At 73.8% G+C, this 14,675-nt stretch carries 15 protein-coding genes; 9 read left to right on the top strand and 6 right to left on the bottom strand.

Going from position 1 to position 14,675, the window contains the following annotated elements:
• Positions 1-4 precede the first annotated feature (4 nt).
• Positions 5-922: an AAA family ATPase gene (locus tag ACGFZF_RS31845; RefSeq protein WP_393559820.1), complete on the top strand. Its 918-nt coding sequence runs from the start codon at positions 5-7 to the stop codon at positions 920-922.
• Here the strand turns inward: ACGFZF_RS31845 and ACGFZF_RS31840 are convergent.
• The gene (locus ACGFZF_RS31840) at positions 907-1,269 is read right to left on the bottom strand and encodes a hypothetical protein (protein WP_393559818.1); all 363 of its coding nucleotides are present in this window, start codon (positions 1,267-1,269) and stop codon (positions 907-909) included. The two genes, ACGFZF_RS31845 and ACGFZF_RS31840, sit on opposite strands and share 16 nt — an antisense overlap.
• Positions 1,270-1,368: 99 nt before the next feature.
• The gene (locus tag ACGFZF_RS31835) at positions 1,369-2,661 is read right to left on the bottom strand and encodes a serine hydrolase domain-containing protein (RefSeq protein WP_393559816.1); all 1,293 of its coding nucleotides are present in this window, start codon (positions 2,659-2,661) and stop codon (positions 1,369-1,371) included.
• A 180-nt stretch (positions 2,662-2,841) separates the two neighbouring features.
• Here ACGFZF_RS31835 and ACGFZF_RS31830 point away from each other — a divergent pair, with 180 nt between their 5' ends.
• From ACGFZF_RS31830 to ACGFZF_RS31820, 3 genes are all read left to right on the top strand, one after another.
• Complete coding sequence (locus ACGFZF_RS31830) at positions 2,842-3,966, top strand: CapA family protein (RefSeq protein ID WP_393559814.1); 1,125 nt, start codon at positions 2,842-2,844, stop codon at positions 3,964-3,966.
• A 41-nt stretch (positions 3,967-4,007) separates the two neighbouring features.
• A complete protein-coding gene (locus ACGFZF_RS31825) occupies positions 4,008-5,399 on the top strand; it encodes a phosphoribosyltransferase family protein (protein WP_393559812.1) in 1,392 nt (463 codons plus the stop codon).
• A gap of 243 nt (positions 5,400-5,642) precedes the next feature.
• Positions 5,643-6,395 carry a hypothetical protein gene (locus tag ACGFZF_RS31820; RefSeq protein WP_393559811.1) on the top strand — a complete coding sequence of 251 codons (753 nt, stop codon included), beginning with the start codon at positions 5,643-5,645 and terminating at the stop codon, positions 6,393-6,395.
• 153 nt (positions 6,396-6,548) lie between these two features.
• Here ACGFZF_RS31820 and ACGFZF_RS31815 read toward each other — a convergent pair whose 3' ends face one another.
• Positions 6,549-7,016, bottom strand: a complete 468-nt coding sequence (locus tag ACGFZF_RS31815; protein WP_393559809.1) for a hypothetical protein — start codon at positions 7,014-7,016, stop codon at positions 6,549-6,551.
• A 273-nt stretch (positions 7,017-7,289) separates the two neighbouring features.
• Between ACGFZF_RS31815 and ACGFZF_RS31810 the strand changes: the two genes are divergently transcribed.
• From ACGFZF_RS31810 to ACGFZF_RS31800, 3 genes are all read left to right on the top strand, one after another.
• Positions 7,290-8,804 carry a carboxylesterase/lipase family protein gene (locus tag ACGFZF_RS31810; protein WP_393559807.1) on the top strand — a complete coding sequence of 505 codons (1,515 nt, stop codon included), beginning with the start codon at positions 7,290-7,292 and terminating at the stop codon, positions 8,802-8,804.
• 199 nt (positions 8,805-9,003) lie between these two features.
• Positions 9,004-9,369: a hypothetical protein gene (locus tag ACGFZF_RS31805; protein ID WP_393559805.1), complete on the top strand. Its 366-nt coding sequence runs from the start codon at positions 9,004-9,006 to the stop codon at positions 9,367-9,369.
• Between the two features lie 144 nt (positions 9,370-9,513).
• Positions 9,514-10,440: a glutaminase gene (locus ACGFZF_RS31800; protein WP_356607051.1), complete on the top strand. Its 927-nt coding sequence runs from the start codon at positions 9,514-9,516 to the stop codon at positions 10,438-10,440.
• 75 nt (positions 10,441-10,515) lie between these two features.
• Here the strand turns inward: ACGFZF_RS31800 and ACGFZF_RS31795 are convergent, their stop codons facing one another.
• From ACGFZF_RS31795 to ACGFZF_RS31785, 3 genes are all read right to left on the bottom strand, one after another.
• On the bottom strand, positions 10,516-11,196 hold the full coding sequence (locus tag ACGFZF_RS31795; protein WP_393559802.1) for a 1,4-alpha-glucan branching protein: 681 nt from the start codon (positions 11,194-11,196) through the stop codon (positions 10,516-10,518).
• An 88-nt stretch (positions 11,197-11,284) separates the two neighbouring features.
• Positions 11,285-11,503, bottom strand: a complete 219-nt coding sequence (locus ACGFZF_RS31790) for a DUF6296 family protein (RefSeq protein ID WP_393559800.1) — start codon at positions 11,501-11,503, stop codon at positions 11,285-11,287.
• 226 nt (positions 11,504-11,729) lie between these two features.
• Positions 11,730-12,128, bottom strand: a complete 399-nt coding sequence (locus tag ACGFZF_RS31785; RefSeq protein WP_393559798.1) for a DUF5997 family protein — start codon at positions 12,126-12,128, stop codon at positions 11,730-11,732.
• Positions 12,129-12,186: 58 nt separating this feature from the next.
• Here ACGFZF_RS31785 and ACGFZF_RS31780 point away from each other — a divergent pair, with 58 nt between their 5' ends.
• A complete protein-coding gene (locus tag ACGFZF_RS31780; protein ID WP_393559796.1) occupies positions 12,187-13,002 on the top strand; it encodes a LysR family substrate-binding domain-containing protein in 816 nt (271 codons plus the stop codon).
• 158 nt (positions 13,003-13,160) lie between these two features.
• Positions 13,161-14,180 (top strand): enoyl-CoA hydratase/isomerase family protein, encoded by a 1,020-nt coding sequence (locus ACGFZF_RS31775; RefSeq protein WP_393559794.1) that lies wholly within the window; start codon positions 13,161-13,163, stop codon positions 14,178-14,180.
• Positions 14,181-14,675: the final 495 nt, after the last annotated feature.

Genomic DNA, 14,675 nt, shown 5'->3' with positions numbered 1-14,675 from the left:
CCCCGTGCCCCTAGTACACGTCATGACCGGGCTCCCCGCCTCGGGGAAGACCACCGCCGCCCGGCGACTGCAGGCCGAGTCCGAGGGCCGGATGCGCCGCGTCAACCTCGACGACCTGCGCACGATGCTCGACGTCCCCGCCCCCGAACGCGGCCGGTCGCACGCCCACGAGCAGACGGTCCTCGACATCCAGGACGCGGCGGTCCGGTCGGCCGTCGAAGGCGGCTTCGACGTCGTCGTCGACAACACCCACCTGACGCCGCACATCCCGCGGCGGCTCAAGGCCGCGGTCACCGGCCTCGAGACCGGCTTCGTCGTGCACGACTTCACCGACGTCCCGGTGGACGAGTGCGTACGCCGCGACGCGGCCCGCGAGCGCCCTGTCGGCGAGGAGATCATCCGCCTGCTCGCCGACAAACACGCCAAGGCCACCCGCGGCGGCTGGCGGCTGACCGCCGAATGGCTCGGCGCCCGCCCGGGCGTCCGCCCGTACGCCCCCGACCCGGCGCTGCCGTCCGCCGTCATGTGCGACATCGACGGCACGCTCGCCCTGCGCGGCGACCGGGGCCCGTACGACTTCACGCGCTGCGACCTCGACCTGCTCAACGGCTCGGTCCGCGACGCCCTGCGGGCCTTCCGCCACGCCGAGAACGACACGATCGTGCTGCTGTCCGGCCGCAGCGAGGACCACCGCACACTCACCGAGGCGTGGCTGGCGCACCATCAGGTCCCGTACGACGAGCTGTGGATGCGGGCGTCGGACGACGGCCGCAGCGACGACATCGTGAAGGCGGAACTCTTCGACGCCCATGTGCGCGACCGGTACTCCGTCCGCGTCTCCCTCGACGACCGCGACCGTGTGGTGGCGATCTGGCGGCGCATGGGCCTGCCGACCTGGCAGGTCAACTACGGCAACTTCTGACCGGACCGCCCCGCCCGGGCCCTCGTGAACCGGGCGGCGAAGGGCCACCTCGGCCGGCGCGCACGGCGGCCGAGGCCCGGGCCGGTGCCCCGCCGTGGCCCCGGGGCGCCGTCGTGCCCCGGGAGGCCGGGGGACAGGAGGGGCGCCCTGCGCCGTGCCTGCGCCTGGATCTCGTGGTGCGACTCGTGGGCCGTCACCCGGAACGCCTCGTCGTACGCGGCCATGGCCGCGGTCAGGGCGGCCCCCGCCGTCCCACGACGTCTGACATGGCGGGCCAGCAGGCCGAAGCAGCCCATGACCAGGGCCACGCACACGGCGACGACGAGGAGCGGCACGAGGTCACGCATGGGGACGACCCTACGCCCGGCACCGCGGGCACGGTCGGCGCGGTGGCGACACAGGTCGCAGGACGCCCGGCGGACCCGGCCCCGCCGCCGGGACACCGCTCATCCCAGGTGGGGAGCGCGACCCGGCGCGAGGACTTCGGCGAGCCGGCCCATGACGAGCTCGGCGGTGTTGCCGCCGGGCGTCCGCCGGCCCCCCGTCGTCGCCACCGCGATCGCCAGACGGTCGGTGGGCAGATACGCCTGGACGGCGCTGTAGCCCGAGAACGAGGGGTTCTGCACCACCCAGCCGTCGACGACGAGCACCCCCGTGCCGTAGTGCGTGGCCTCGGTGTTCTTCAGGCAGACCGAGGCAGGACACGTCGAGGTGGGGCCGCCGAGGCCCACCGTGCCGGGATCGAGCAGTGCGGCGCGGCTCCGGGCAGAGAGGAGCGCGCCGGAGCCGACGCCCGCGGCGGACCGGGCCAGGTCGCAGATGTCGGTGGTCAGGACCGCGCCCGGAGCGGTCGTCCACGAGGGGTTCCAGTACGTGGAGTCCTCGTACGAATCGTCCTGCGTGGTGAAGGCGTGCAGGACGGGCGAGGGGATCTCGGGCGTCGCCGCGGCGCGGGTCTCGTGCATGCCGAGCGGGTCCAGGACGCGCTGCCGCAGCAGGACGTCCAGTCGCGTCCCCGTGATCCTCTCCAGTGCGGAGCCGAGGATGACGGAGTTGGCGCGTGACCGGCTCCAGTTGGCGCCCGGCGCGTACAGCAGCGGCTTGCCCGTCGCGCGTGCCACGAGCTCCTCGGACGTCCACTGCCGGAAGGGGTTGTCCTCCTGTGCCGTGAGGAACGCCGGGTCGGTGGAGTAGTCGACGAGCCCGGACGTCGACGCGGCCAGCATGCGCAGCGTGATCCGGTGCGCGTACGGAAGGTCGGGGAGCCATCGCGAGACGGGGTCGTCGAGGTGTACGCGGCCCTCGTCGACCAGCCGGAGGAGGGCCGTTCCCATGACGGCGTCGGCGACCGAACCGGCCCGGAAGTGCTGGGCGGGCACGGCCGGTACTCCGGCCATCGACTCACCCAGCCCGGCGGTCACGAGCTCCTTGCCGTCCACGGTCACGCGCAGGAGCACGGCCGCCAGGTCCAGCTGCTTCCTGGCCTGCTCGGCGATCCGGACCACGTCCGCGGCCTGCCCGCCGTAGGGGAGAGGGGAGTTGACGCACGGAGCCGGTACGGCGGGGGCCGCCGCGCCCGCCCGAGTCGCGGCAGCCGCCGCGCCCGCCTCGTGCACGCCCGGGCGCACCGCCGCCGTGGCCGGGGCCGCGGCCCGGACACCGGGGGCGGCGCCCGCTGCGAGACCGGTGGCGAGAAGGGCGCCGGTGCACAACAGCGCCGCGATGCGTGAACGTCCCATGCCCGCAGTATCGGCAGGTCAGGGCCCGTGAACGGGGCAGCCCGTGCCGAGCCGCGCGGGATGTCACCCGTCAGGTCGCTTCCGGGCGGGGCCCCCTTCCGAGGTCCCGCACGGCCTCGTCGCGCGAGCCCGAAGCCTCCGCCCTGCGCACCGCCCGGCGGCGCCGTCTACCCTGGGTGTATGGGCACTGACCTGGTCAGACTGTTCCTCAGCGGAGACGTCATGCTCGGCCGGGGAATCGACCAGATCCTCCCCCATCCCGGCGATCCCGCCCTCGCCGAAGGGTATGTGAGCGACGCGCGGACCTACGTGTCCCTGGCGGAGACCGTCAACGGCCCGGTCCCGCGACCCGTCGGTCCCGGGTATCCCTGGGGCGAGGCACTGGACGCCCTGGACCACGCGGCGCCCGACGCCCGGATCGTCAATCTGGAGACCGCCGTGACCGGCGACGGGGCCCCCGTTCCCGGCAAAGCCGTCCACTACCGGATGCACCCCGCGAACCTGCCCGCCCTCGCCGCCGTCCGGCCCGACGTCTGCGTACTGGCGAACAACCACGTCCTGGACTACGGGCACGGCGGTCTCCACGACACCCTGGACTCGCTGAGCGCCCTGGGCCTGCGCACCGCCGGGGCGGGCCGCGACGCCGACGAGGCACGCCGCCCCGCCGTCGTCCCCCTGCCCGCGGGCGGCCGGGTGCTCGTCCTCGCCCTCGGCCTGTCCTCCAGCGGCGTGCCGCGCGACTGGGCGGCCACCGCGCGCCGCGGCGGGGTCGACTTCGCCGCCCGGGCGGACGACCGCACCGCCGCCCGGCTCGCGGCCCGGGTACGAGGCGAGAAAGGGCCCGGCGACATCGCCGTGGTCTCCCTCCACTGGGGCTCGAACTGGGGCTACGCCCTCCCCGCCACCCACATCGCCTTCGCCCACGCCCTGATCGACGGGGGCGCCGACATCGTGCACGGACACTCCTCCCACCACCCCCGCCCCCTGGAGGTCTACCGCGGCAAACTCGTCCTGCACGGCTGCGGCGACCTCATCAACGACTACGAGGGCATCTCCGGCTACGAGGAGTACCGCGACGACCTGCGGCTGCTCCCCGTCGCCTCGGTGACCCGCGACGACGGCCGGCTCCGGGAGGTGCGCCTCATCCCCATGCGGGCCCGGCGCCTGCGGCTGGAACACGCCTCCGGCCCGGACGCGCGCCTGCTCCACGACGTACTGGCCCGGATCAGCCGGCCCCACGGCACCCGGATCACCCTGACCCGGGACGGAACACTGACCGCCCGCCCCGCCCAGGGCGCCCCCTAGAGGCGTCCACGCCCCGAGCGGTGCAGGGAGACGAGCAGATCATGTACTTCACCGATCGCATCGACGCCGGCGGGCAACTGGCGGCCCGCCTGGACCATCTCAAGGGCCGCGACGTCGTGGTCCTCGGGCTTCCGCGGGGCGGCGTGCCGGTGGCCGCGCAGGTCGCCGACGCCCTCGCCGCGCCCCTCGACATCTGCCTCGTCCGCAAACTGGGCGTCCCCTACCAGCCGGAACTCGCCATGGGCGCGATCGGCGAGGGCGGGGTACGCGTCCTGAACGACGGTGTCGTGAGCGAGACCGGCGTCTCCGGCCGTGACCTGGCAGCCGTCGAGGAGCGCGAGCGCGTCGTGCTCGAAGAACGTGCCCGGCGCTACCGCGGGCAGCGCGAACCCACCTCGCTGCGCGGCCGGACGGTGCTCGTGGTGGACGACGGCCTGGCGACCGGTGCCACCGCGCTGGCCGCCTGCCTCGTCGTCCGCGCACGTGGCGCCGCACACGTCGTCCTCGCGGTGCCCGTCGCGCCTCACGGATGGCCGGAGCGGGTCGGCGACGCGGCGGACGAGACGGTGTGCGTGCACGAGCCGGACTTCTTCTACGCGATCGGCCAGTTCTACACGGACTTCTCCCAGACGTCCGACGAGGAGGTCCTCGACGCGCTGGAGCGCCACCGCGCCGCCCCCGCACCGGCGGCGGACGTCCGGGCCTCGTCGGACGCACCGGCCACCTCGGACGGCCCGGCCCCGTCGGACGGCCCGGCCCCGTCGGACGGCCCGGGGCTGGAGCCCGGTGCGTACGACGTGCTCGTCACGGCCGGCGACGTGCGACTCGACGGCCGGCTGTCCGTGCCGCAGGGCGCCATCGGGATCGTCCTCTTCGCGCACGGCAGCGGCAGCAGCCGGCACAGCCCGCGCAACCGTTCCGTGGCCGAGGCCCTGCATCGCGCCGGTCTGGGCACGCTGCTCTTCGACCTGCTCACCGACGACGAGGCGGCGGACCGCGCCAACGTCTTCGACACCCCGCTCCTCGCCGGCCGCCTGACCGCGGCCACCCGATGGCTTCTCGCCCGCCCGGGCGGCGAGCGCCTCACGGTCGGTTACTTCGGCGCCAGCACCGGCGCGGCCGCCGCGCTGTGGGCCGCGGCGGAGCCCTCCCCCGACATCGCCGCCGTCGTCTCACGCGGCGGCCGGCCGGACCTGGCGGGCCCCCGGCTGGATCGCGTACGGGCTCCGACCCTCCTCATCGTGGGCGGCCACGACACGACCGTGGTCGAGCTGAACGAAGCGGCCCTGCGGCGGCTGCGCTGCAAGAACCGCCTCGTCGTCGTCCCCGGCGCCGGCCATCTCTTCGAGGAACCCGGCACGCTGGAACAGGTCGGCACCCTCGCGGCGGACTGGTTCCGCGACCACTTCGGAGCGCCCGCCGACGGCTCCTGACCCTCCGTAGGTTCGGGGACGCCGCGAACGGATCACGCCACTGCGTACGGACGCCCGCCACGGTCCGCCCGCCTCCGTCCGCCCGGGAGCCGGGCGCCGGGCGCCGCGAGGACCCGAACCACCGCCGGCCGCTGCCCTGGACGGGTGAGTGTGCCGCTCCGGAAGCGGGGGAAGGCGCGGATCGGGTACGGATCCCTGCGTTGCCCGCCTCTCTCGTGCTCTCGTGTCGGAGGATGCTGCCCCATGCCCGTCCGCAAAGCCGCGGCCTACGCGCTCGCCAGCAGCGTGTGTGTGCTCGCGCTGCTTCCCGGCTGCACGCGGGAGCCCCCCGCACCCGCCGGCCGCTCCGACGCCGCGAACCCGGCGGCCCCCGCGCCCGGACCGCCGGCCGACCCCACCCCCGTCGACCGCATCCCCGGGGTGGGCCCGCGGACCAAGGAGGCCATCCCGGACGGCACCGGCCAGGCGCTGGTGGTGACGGGCCGCACGCTCGACACGAACACGTCCACGGCGGTGCTGTACGAACGCGACGCGACGAACCGCTGGCGCCCGAAGGCCGGGCCGTGGCCCGCGCACAACGCGCTCAGGGGCTGGACGAACGACCATTCCGCGGGCGATCTGCGTTCCCCGATCGGGGTGTTCCGGATCGGCGACGCCGGTGGTCGGCTGCCCGACCCCGGCGCACGGTTGCCCTACGACCACGACGAGGCGTTCAGCGTGCAGGGCACCGGCTTCGCCGGCGAACCGCTGGAGGGCTCCTTCGACTACGTCGTCGCCATCGACTACAACCGGGTCCCCGGCACGACCCCGTTGAACAAGGAACGCCCCCTCGGCGCGGAGAAGGGCGGCGGCGTCTGGATCCACGTCGACCACGGCGGCCCCACCCAGGCCTGTATCTCGCTCGCCCGCGAGGTGATGCCCTCGTTGCTCCGCGCCCTGGACCCGGCCAGGGAACCCGTCATCGTCATGGGCCCCCGGGACGAGCTCGCCCGGTGACGGCGCGCCGGTCGCCCGGGCCGGGCGACCGGACGGCCGGTTCTCGTGGATCAGGCGTGCGCCTCCGCCCGCGCGGAGGTGCACGCCTGTGCGCGGGCGACAGCGGTCCGCCCGGCCCGACCCGGTCGTCCTGCGGAGCCGCCCGGCCGGGCGTCAGGCGCGGCGCCGCGCGGGAAGGGCCGCCGCGACCAGCGAGACGAGGAGGGCGGCCACGCAGAGCGCGGCGACTCCCAGGGCGGCCAGGTGGAAGACGGTCAGCCAGGTCGCGGGCTTGCCGTAGGCACGCTCGCCGAGAGCCTTCGCCTCACCCGTGAACGAGAGGGAGCCGTCGGTCCCGCGCCGGACGTCCTCGGAGGAGGCGAACAGCGTTCCGGTGTGCGCCTGTCCGTCGGCGGTCCAGCGGGTGCCCTCGCACTTGGCGCTGCCGTCGTCGCCGATGGTCTCGATGCGGCAGGAGCCGGGCAGGTCCACGGTGACGGCGGTGCCGAGCGCGTAGGCGGCGCCCCAGCCGACCGGTTTCTGCGAGGCGCTCCCGACGAAGCAGAACAGCCCGACGGCTATGGCTCCCAGCACCAGACACGCGCTCGCACGCTGCTTGAGCTTCTCCCCACGTCCTTGCATGAAAGCCCCCACTTAGTTGTGTGCACGTCAATATCCGGGCTGCGGCAGGCCGTTGATGGCCGGTTCTCGCCCCCGGTGTGTCGCGCGTTTGTACCGCACCCGCAGGTCGCCCGACAAGGATCCGTGGAGCCTGAACGGGCCCACCGCCGGCGACCCCTGGGCGCGGTCGTCCCGACCAGGCGCGACGAAGATCAAATCGTTTGCCGCGCCCACAGCCCCGTGGGAGCCTGTCACGCCGCGGACACGCCGCCGGCACGACGAGGGAGGTCTGCCGTGACCGGGCGGTTCGCCGAGGAGATCGTGACCACGCACCGGGGCGGGATCCGTGGGACGGTCGTCGACGGGATCCACGTCGCCCTCGGCATCCCCTACGCCCGACCGCCCTTCGGATCCCGGCGCCTGCGCGAGCCCGCGCCCGTACCGCCCTGGAGCGGGGTGCGCGACTGCACCCGGTTCGGGCCCGTCGTTCCGCAGTCGGCCGAACTTCCCGGCGCTCCGGCCTGGGACCCACGACGGGAGGACGTCCTCAGCCTCAACGTCTGGTCCCCCGTGGGCGAGCCGGGACGCGGACTGCCGGTGCTCTTCTGGATCCACGGCGGTGCCTACACCTTCGGCTCCTCCGCCCAGCCCGACTACGACGGCACGGCACTGGCCCGGACCGGCCTGGTGGTCGTGACCTGCAACTACCGTGTGGGGTTCGAGGGGTTCGGCCATGTGCCCGGCCTCCCCGACAACCGCGGTCTGCTTGACCAGATCGCCGCCCTGCGCTGGGTGCGGGAGAACATCCGTGCCTTCGGCGGCGACCCCGGCAACGTGACGGTGGCGGGGCAGTCCGCCGGCGGCGGCTCCATCGCCTGCCTGATGGCCGGCCCCCGCGCCGGCGGACTCTTCCGCCGCGCCCTCGTGCACAGCGTTCCCGACGCCTACTTCCCCCGGGAGTTCGCCGCCGCCCTCTCCCGCGAGGTCGCAGAGGCCGCCGGACTCCCGGCGACGGCGGACGCCCTGAGCGCCGCCGACCCGCAGCGCCTCGTCGAGGCGTCCGACCAGGTGGCGCGGCGGTACGCCGACGACCCCCTCGCCGGCCCCCTGCACTACGACACCGTCCTCTACGGCCCCGTCCTCGACGGCGACCTGCTGACCACCGAACCCGTGGAAGCCCTCGCCGCCGGCGCCGCCACGGCGGTGGACCTCCTGGTGTGCCACACCACCGAGGAGTACTGGCTGATGCACGAGGTCGGCAGCATGCCGCCGGTCACCACCGAGGACGGTCTCGTCCGCTACCTCGCGGACCAGCGGCTGCCCCCTCGGCTCGCCGCCGACTACCGCTCGCTCATGCCCCACGCCTCCGTGCGGGACGTCTTCCTCGCGATCGCCGGCGACGCCGTCTTCGCCACCCACAGCGTCTCCCTCGCGGAGGCCCACGCCCGCGCCGGCGGACGCGCCCGGCTCGCCCGCTTCGACCGCCGCCGCACCCGTCCCGACGGCAGCGCCGTACGCGCCTGGCACGCTGCGGACGTGCCCTTCGCCTTCGGCACCCTCGACGCCGAGGGCATCGACTTCCTCACCGGCGGTCCCGCCGACGCGGACGACCGCGCTCTCTCGCGGCGCATGGTCCGCGCCTGGGCCGACTTCGCGACGCGCGGCGACCCGGGCTGGGCCCCGCTCGGCGCGAACCGCACCCCGGCGGACGTCCACGTCTGGAGCGTTCCGCACGACCGCGCCGAGGGCGAACTCCCGGCCCACGCCCGGTGGCGGAACCTCCGGGCCGACGCCATGCACCTGTCGTGACGGCGGCCGGGGGGACCGGCACCCGGGGCGACGCGCCGCCGCGACCCCGTCGGCCGCCCCGCCACCCGGTCACGCGATGATGGGGGACGGGCACACCCGACGTGCGGTGTCGAACCGCCGTCCCGTCGCCCCGGCACGAGTCACCACGCGGTACGCCGACGCGCCGCCCCGGCGCGCGGCAGGAGAGGGAGAGACCCTGATGGACGTCCGGCACTTCGAGCGCATCCACGCGTTCATCGAGGCACGCCTCCGCCCGCTCTTCGACGCCGAGACGGGCAGCGAGCACGGCTTCGGCATGGACGACACCTCCCGCGCGCTGCGCGCGCTCCTCGGCACCGTCAAGGCCGCGGCGGCGGTCAAGGGCCTCGCCGAGCAGCGGGGGACAGCCGAACCCACCCTGCGTCACATCATCGACCAGGCCCTGGAGCACAACTGGGACGTCCTGCGCGGCGTCGCGCGCAACTGGGAGGACCACCCGGACTTCGTCAGGGACTTCAAGCGGCACGCCTGGGAACTCGAGGCGCCCGCGGACTCCCCGGCTCCCGAGGCCCCCGCCACCGTCTGAGTCCCGCCGCCCTCGCCCCGCCTCGGCCGGCAGACCCGGGCCGCCGGCGGGGCGGGTGCCGTCCCGGCCTCACCCGGCGGGGTCCTCGACGCCGCCCGCGCCGCGCCTGCCCCGACCCGCCGTCCCGGCCCCCCTCGCGGCAGAATGGCGATCATGCTCCTGTCCTTCCTGCCCGTCCTCGAGCGCATCGCCGAGGAGATCGAGGATCTCGCCGGGCGCGGCCGCCCCGCCGACTACATCCCGGCGCTCGCCGCCGCCGACACCCGCCGCTTCGGGATGGCCGTCGCCGAACTCGACGGGACCGTGTACGGGGTGGGGGACTGGCAGGAGCCGTTCTCCACCCAGTCCGTCACGAAGGTCTACACGCTCGCCCTCGCCCTCGCCCGCGAGGGCGACATCCTCTGGGAGCACGTCGGCCGCGAGCCGTCGGGCAACCCCTTCAACTCGCTGGTCCAGCTGGAGTACGAGAACGGCATCCCCCGCAACCCGTTCATCAACGCGGGCGCCCTGGCCGTCACCGACCAGCTCCACCAGCTCACCGGGGACGCCTCGGGCACGCTGCTCGACTTCCTCCGGGAGGAGAGCGGCAACCCGGACCTCGACTTCGACCGCGACGTCGCCGCCTCCGAGACCGACCGGGGTGACCGCAACGCCGCGCTCGCCCACTTCATGGCCTCCTACGGCAACATCGCGAACCCCGTGCCGACGCTGCTGCGGCAGTACTTCCGCCAGTGCTCGATCGCGGCCTCGTGCGCGGACCTCGCCCTCGCCACCGGCTTCCTCGCCCGCCACGGCATCCGGGCCGACGGCTCACGCCTGCTGACCCGCAGTCAGGCCAAGCAGGTCAACGCCGTGATGCTCACCTGCGGCACGTACGACGCGGCGGGGGACTTCGCCTACCGGGTGGGCCTGCCCGGCAAGAGCGGGGTCGGCGGCGGCATCATCGCCGTCGTCCCCGGGCGCTGCACCGTGTGCGTCTGGAGCCCGGGACTCGACGAACGGGGCAACTCGGTGGCGGGCGTCGCGGCCCTCGACCGCTTCACCACGATCACGGGCCTGTCCGTCTTCTGATCCACGGACCGGATCCGGCCGGCGGCGGACGGCGCGCGGCCCAGGACCCGCGGGGGCGCCGTCCGCACGACGGTCTCAGCCCTGCGCGGGCCGCAGCACGAGGAACGGCCCGCGCGGCTCGTCGCCGTCGGGGGACCGCCACCCGGCCGTGACATGGCCGAGGACCTCGCCGCCCGGCTCGCCGCCGGGCCGGAGCACCCGACGCACCTCGACCGTGACGTCGGGTGTGCCCGCCACGTGCAGGAAGGTCGCGTCCCCGCCCTGGGTGACCGAGCACGCCACGCCCCCCGCGTCCCCCCTGGGGCCGAACAGGACGCCGGACCCGGCCGGAGTGAGAGCGGGTACCACCGAGCGGTCGTGCACTCCGGTGTCGTTCTGTGCCTGAGGCTCGGCGCGGCCCTGGAGCAGGGCGAGCAACTGCGCGACGACCACCGGGTCGTGGGTGCCGTCGTAGATCCAGCGGGTGCCCAGCACCCCGTGCTCGGACGTACCCACCAGGGCGTGGTCCGCCCCGTCGAGCGGCGTTCCGCGGTAGCCGAGGGGCACGAGGTACGCGACGGGCCGATCGGCGGAGAGGTCCCCGACGACCATGAACTCGATCCCCACCTCGCCGTCCGGGTCGTCGAGCCGGAACCCGCCGGCCTTGACCGGCTCCGGCGGCTTCCCGTTGCCGGCGTACCAGGGCTGGGAGGGCAGCCAGGAGGCGAGGAGCTCCAGCTTGCCGGGACTCATGGTGGTGTGGTGAATGACGGCCATGCCTGCTGAACCTCCCGGCCGCCCGCGAGGTTCCCGAGAGACGCACAAGATCCGTCCACTGCCGTGGACGGACTCGATGGCACAGCTCTCAGGCGAGCGGGACCGCCCGCGACGGCACGTCGTGCCGCTGCTGTCCGCCGCTGGCCACCATGCGCACGTTGCCGGCCTCGTCGATCTCGGCCTGGATGATGCCGGTCTCGTCGGCGTAGACCGGGTGTCCGCCGGCTCCCTTGCGGTCGGTGCGGGAGACCACGATGGAGTCGCCCGAGACCGGGAAGGTCAGCTCGTAGCGTTCGATACGTCCCATACACCCTTTATACCGATGGACGGATGGCGCCGCGGGCCGAGCCCGAGGACCGGCGCACCCGAGCAGGGGATCCCAGGAGCCAAGCGCCGACGGCCGGCCACAGCGGGCCCCGCACGCCGCCTGGCACCCCCGGAGAACAAGCACCCGGCGCCCCGAGGACGCCGGGTGATCCCGGTACTGCGTGCCGCGCGCGACCCGAAGACCGCGGACGGGGGTGACTCCCGTGTCAGCGGGCGTCCCGCTTCGCCTGCTTCTCGGCGTTCTTCTCCTTGATCCGCACGGTCTCCTTGCGGACCTCGGCCTGGGTGGCACGCTCCTTCTGGAGCCACTCCGGGTTCTCGGTCTTGAGCGCGTCGATCTGCTCGGTGGTGAGGGGGTCCGTGACCCCGCCCCGCGCGAGGCCGGCGATCGAGATGCCGAGCTTCGCCGCCACCACCGGGCGGGGGTGCGGGCCGGTGCGTCGCAGTTCCACCAGCCACTCGGGCGGGTTCGCCTGGAGCTCGTTCAACTCGGTGCGCGAAACGACACCCTCCTGGAATGCGGCGGGGGTGGCTTCGAGGTACACACCCAGCTTCTTCGCCGCGGTCGCGGGCTTCATCGTCTGGGCGGTCTGGTGCGACGTCATGCCGTCAAGGGTATCGAGCATGTGCGCTACCTCTGACCACGGCCAGTAAGCTGGCCGAGTGACCAGCTCCGTAGAAACCCCGTCGTTCCGGCTCGCCTACGTCCCCGGAGTGACGCCCACGAAATGGGTGCGGATCTGGAACGAGCGACTGCCCGAGGTCCCTCTGACCCTCGTCGGCGTCCCCGCCGCCGAAGCGCCCGACATGCTCCGCGCCCGCGACGCGGACGCCGGATTCGTGCGGCTGCCGATCGACCGGACCGACCTCAGCGCCATCCCGCTCTACACCGAGACCACCGTCGTCGTGATCCCCAAGGACCACGCCGTGGCCGCGGTCGAGGAGATCTCCGCCGCGGACCTCGCCGAGGAGATCGTGCTGCACCCCCTCGACGACACCCTCGACTGGGAACGGCTGCCGGGACGGCCGGCCCTCGAGCGCCCCGCCACGACGGCCGACGCGATCGAGCTCGTGGCCGCCGGCATCGGCGTCCTCGTCGTCCCCCAGTCGCTGGCCCGCCTCCACCACCGCAAGGACCTGACCTACCGGCCGGTCCTGGACGCCCCCGAGTCACGCGTCGCCCTGTCGTGGCCGGAGGAGGAGACCACGGACCTGGTGGAGGAGTTCATCGGGATCGTCCGCGGCCGCACGGTCAACAGCACCCGAGGCCGCCGGCAGAACCCGGCGGAGCCCGCGCGCAAGGGCTCCGAGGCGGGCGGCGCCGCCCGCAAGCCAGGGTCCGGCAAGACCGGCGGGAAGACCACCGGCAAGACGGGCGGACGGCCCGGCGGCGGGAAGCCGACTCCCGGCCGCGCCTCGCGCGGCGGCTCCGGCAGTTCGGGCGGAGCCAAGCGCGGCAAGCCCCGCCGACGCGGCTGACCCCCCGAAGCAGCGTTCTCCCGCACCCCACCCATCGTCCGGAGGGCCACCCGGACCGTCCACGCGACGGCGGTACGGTGGTCGGAAGATCCTTTCCGAAGGGGGAGTGGCGTGACCATGCGACTGTTCGAGGACCTCGACCGGACGGAGTCCGTACGATGACCACCGCCGAGGAGTCGCACGTCCTCCTGCGCACCAAGGGCCGGGCCGGATTCATCACCCTGAACCGGCCGAGAGCCATCAACGCCCTCACCCACGCCATGGTGCTCCGGATCGACGAGGCGCTCACCGCCTGGGAGCACGACCCGGCCGTCGAGACGATCGTCATCGAGGGCGCAGGGGAAAGAGGACTGTGCGCCGGCGGCGACATCCGCGCCATCCACGACGACGCCCGCGCCGGCGGCTCCGCCTCCGTCGACTTCTGGCGCGACGAATACCGCCTCAACGCCCGCATCGCCCGCTTCGCCAAGCCGTACGTGGCGTTCATGGACGGCATCGTGATGGGCGGCGGCGTCGGGGTCTCGGCCCACGGCTCCGTCCGCGTCGTCACCGAACGCTCCCGCGTCGCCATGCCGGAGACGGGCATCGGCTTCGTCCCCGACGTCGGCGGTACGTACCTGCTGAGCCGCACCCCGGGGGAGCTCGGCACCCACCTCGCCCTCACCGGCGCACCCGTCGGCGCGGCCGACGCGCTGCTCACCGGCCTCGCGGACCACTACGTCCCCTCGGAGCACCTGCCCGGCCTGGCGGACGAACTGACCCGGTCTCCCGCGCACGAGGCACTGCCCCGGTTCGCCCAGCCCGCGCCGGCCGGAGAGCTGGCCGCCCAGCGCGACTGGATCGACGCCTGCTACTCCGCGGACACGGTGGAATCGGTTGTCGACCGCCTGACGGACTGCGGCGTGACCGAGGCGAAGGAAGCAGCGACCACGCTGCTCGCCAGGTCGCCCGTCGCCCTCAAGGCCACCCTGGCCGCCCTGCGCCGTGCCCGGTCCCTGGACTCGCTGGAAGACGTCCTCGACATGGAGTTCCGTCTCTCCTGCACGGCGCTCCGTTCCCACGACCTGCTCGAGGGCATCCGGGCCCAGGTCGTCGACAAGGACCGCAACCCCCGGTGGAGCCCGCCCACGCTCGCGGCGGTGACGGAAGCCGAAGTCGCCCACTACTTCGGCGACTGACCGGACGAGTCGCGGAGCCACCGGCTCCGCGACTTGACCCGCGCCGCCCGAGTCCGTAAGGTCCTCCGAGTTGCCACGGAACCGTACGGCTCCACGGCCGCAACTCCCGCCGCTCACGCGGCAACCCCAACACCAGCACGATCTCCCTCCGGGATGTATTTCGGCCTGCCCGAATTCATTTCCGGTTTTGGGATTCGGCGGCCCGATGCGGGAAGCGCCGAAATGATCCGCTAGAGTTCGGGACGTCGGAACGGCCCAACAGCCGCAATGACAAAACCCGCTGACTGGGAATCAGGCCGGAAACAGTCTGATAGAGTCGGAACCGCCGGAAGGGCCCGGAGCGAAAGCGCCAGGCACGGAAGCACCGGGAAAATCGGATCGGAAAGTCTGATAGACTCGAAAACGCAAGACCGAAGGGAAAAGCCCGGAGGAAAGCCCGAGAGGGTGAGTACGAAGGAAGCGTCCGTTCCTTGAGAACTCAACAGCGTGCCAAAA

Origin of the sequence: Streptomyces sp. NPDC048338 (assembly GCF_043201055.1) — a bacterium.
In the GTDB taxonomy this organism is placed as follows: Bacteria; Actinomycetota; Actinomycetes; order Streptomycetales; family Streptomycetaceae; genus Streptomyces.
This window is presented reverse-complemented; position numbering and strand designations above follow the sequence as displayed.

Coding starts and splice junctions, on each gene's coding strand:
- ACGFZF_RS31830 (WP_393559814.1), top strand. CDS start 2,842: ATGGGCACTGACCTGGTCAGACTGTTCCTCAGCGGAGACGTCATGCTC.
- ACGFZF_RS31840 (WP_393559818.1), bottom strand. CDS start 1,269: ATGCGTGACCTCGTGCCGCTCCTCGTCGTCGCCGTGTGCGTGGCCCTG.
- ACGFZF_RS31805 (WP_393559805.1), top strand. CDS start 9,004: ATGGACGTCCGGCACTTCGAGCGCATCCACGCGTTCATCGAGGCACGC.
- ACGFZF_RS31825 (WP_393559812.1), top strand. CDS start 4,008: ATGTACTTCACCGATCGCATCGACGCCGGCGGGCAACTGGCGGCCCGC.
- ACGFZF_RS31775 (WP_393559794.1), top strand. CDS start 13,161: ATGACCACCGCCGAGGAGTCGCACGTCCTCCTGCGCACCAAGGGCCGG.
- ACGFZF_RS31785 (WP_393559798.1), bottom strand. CDS start 12,128: ATGACGTCGCACCAGACCGCCCAGACGATGAAGCCCGCGACCGCGGCG.
- ACGFZF_RS31835 (WP_393559816.1), bottom strand. CDS start 2,661: ATGGGACGTTCACGCATCGCGGCGCTGTTGTGCACCGGCGCCCTTCTC.
- ACGFZF_RS31800 (WP_356607051.1), top strand. CDS start 9,514: ATGGCGATCATGCTCCTGTCCTTCCTGCCCGTCCTCGAGCGCATCGCC.
- ACGFZF_RS31820 (WP_393559811.1), top strand. CDS start 5,643: ATGCCCGTCCGCAAAGCCGCGGCCTACGCGCTCGCCAGCAGCGTGTGT.
- ACGFZF_RS31795 (WP_393559802.1), bottom strand. CDS start 11,196: ATGGCCGTCATTCACCACACCACCATGAGTCCCGGCAAGCTGGAGCTC.
- ACGFZF_RS31790 (WP_393559800.1), bottom strand. CDS start 11,503: ATGGGACGTATCGAACGCTACGAGCTGACCTTCCCGGTCTCGGGCGAC.
- ACGFZF_RS31815 (WP_393559809.1), bottom strand. CDS start 7,016: ATGCAAGGACGTGGGGAGAAGCTCAAGCAGCGTGCGAGCGCGTGTCTG.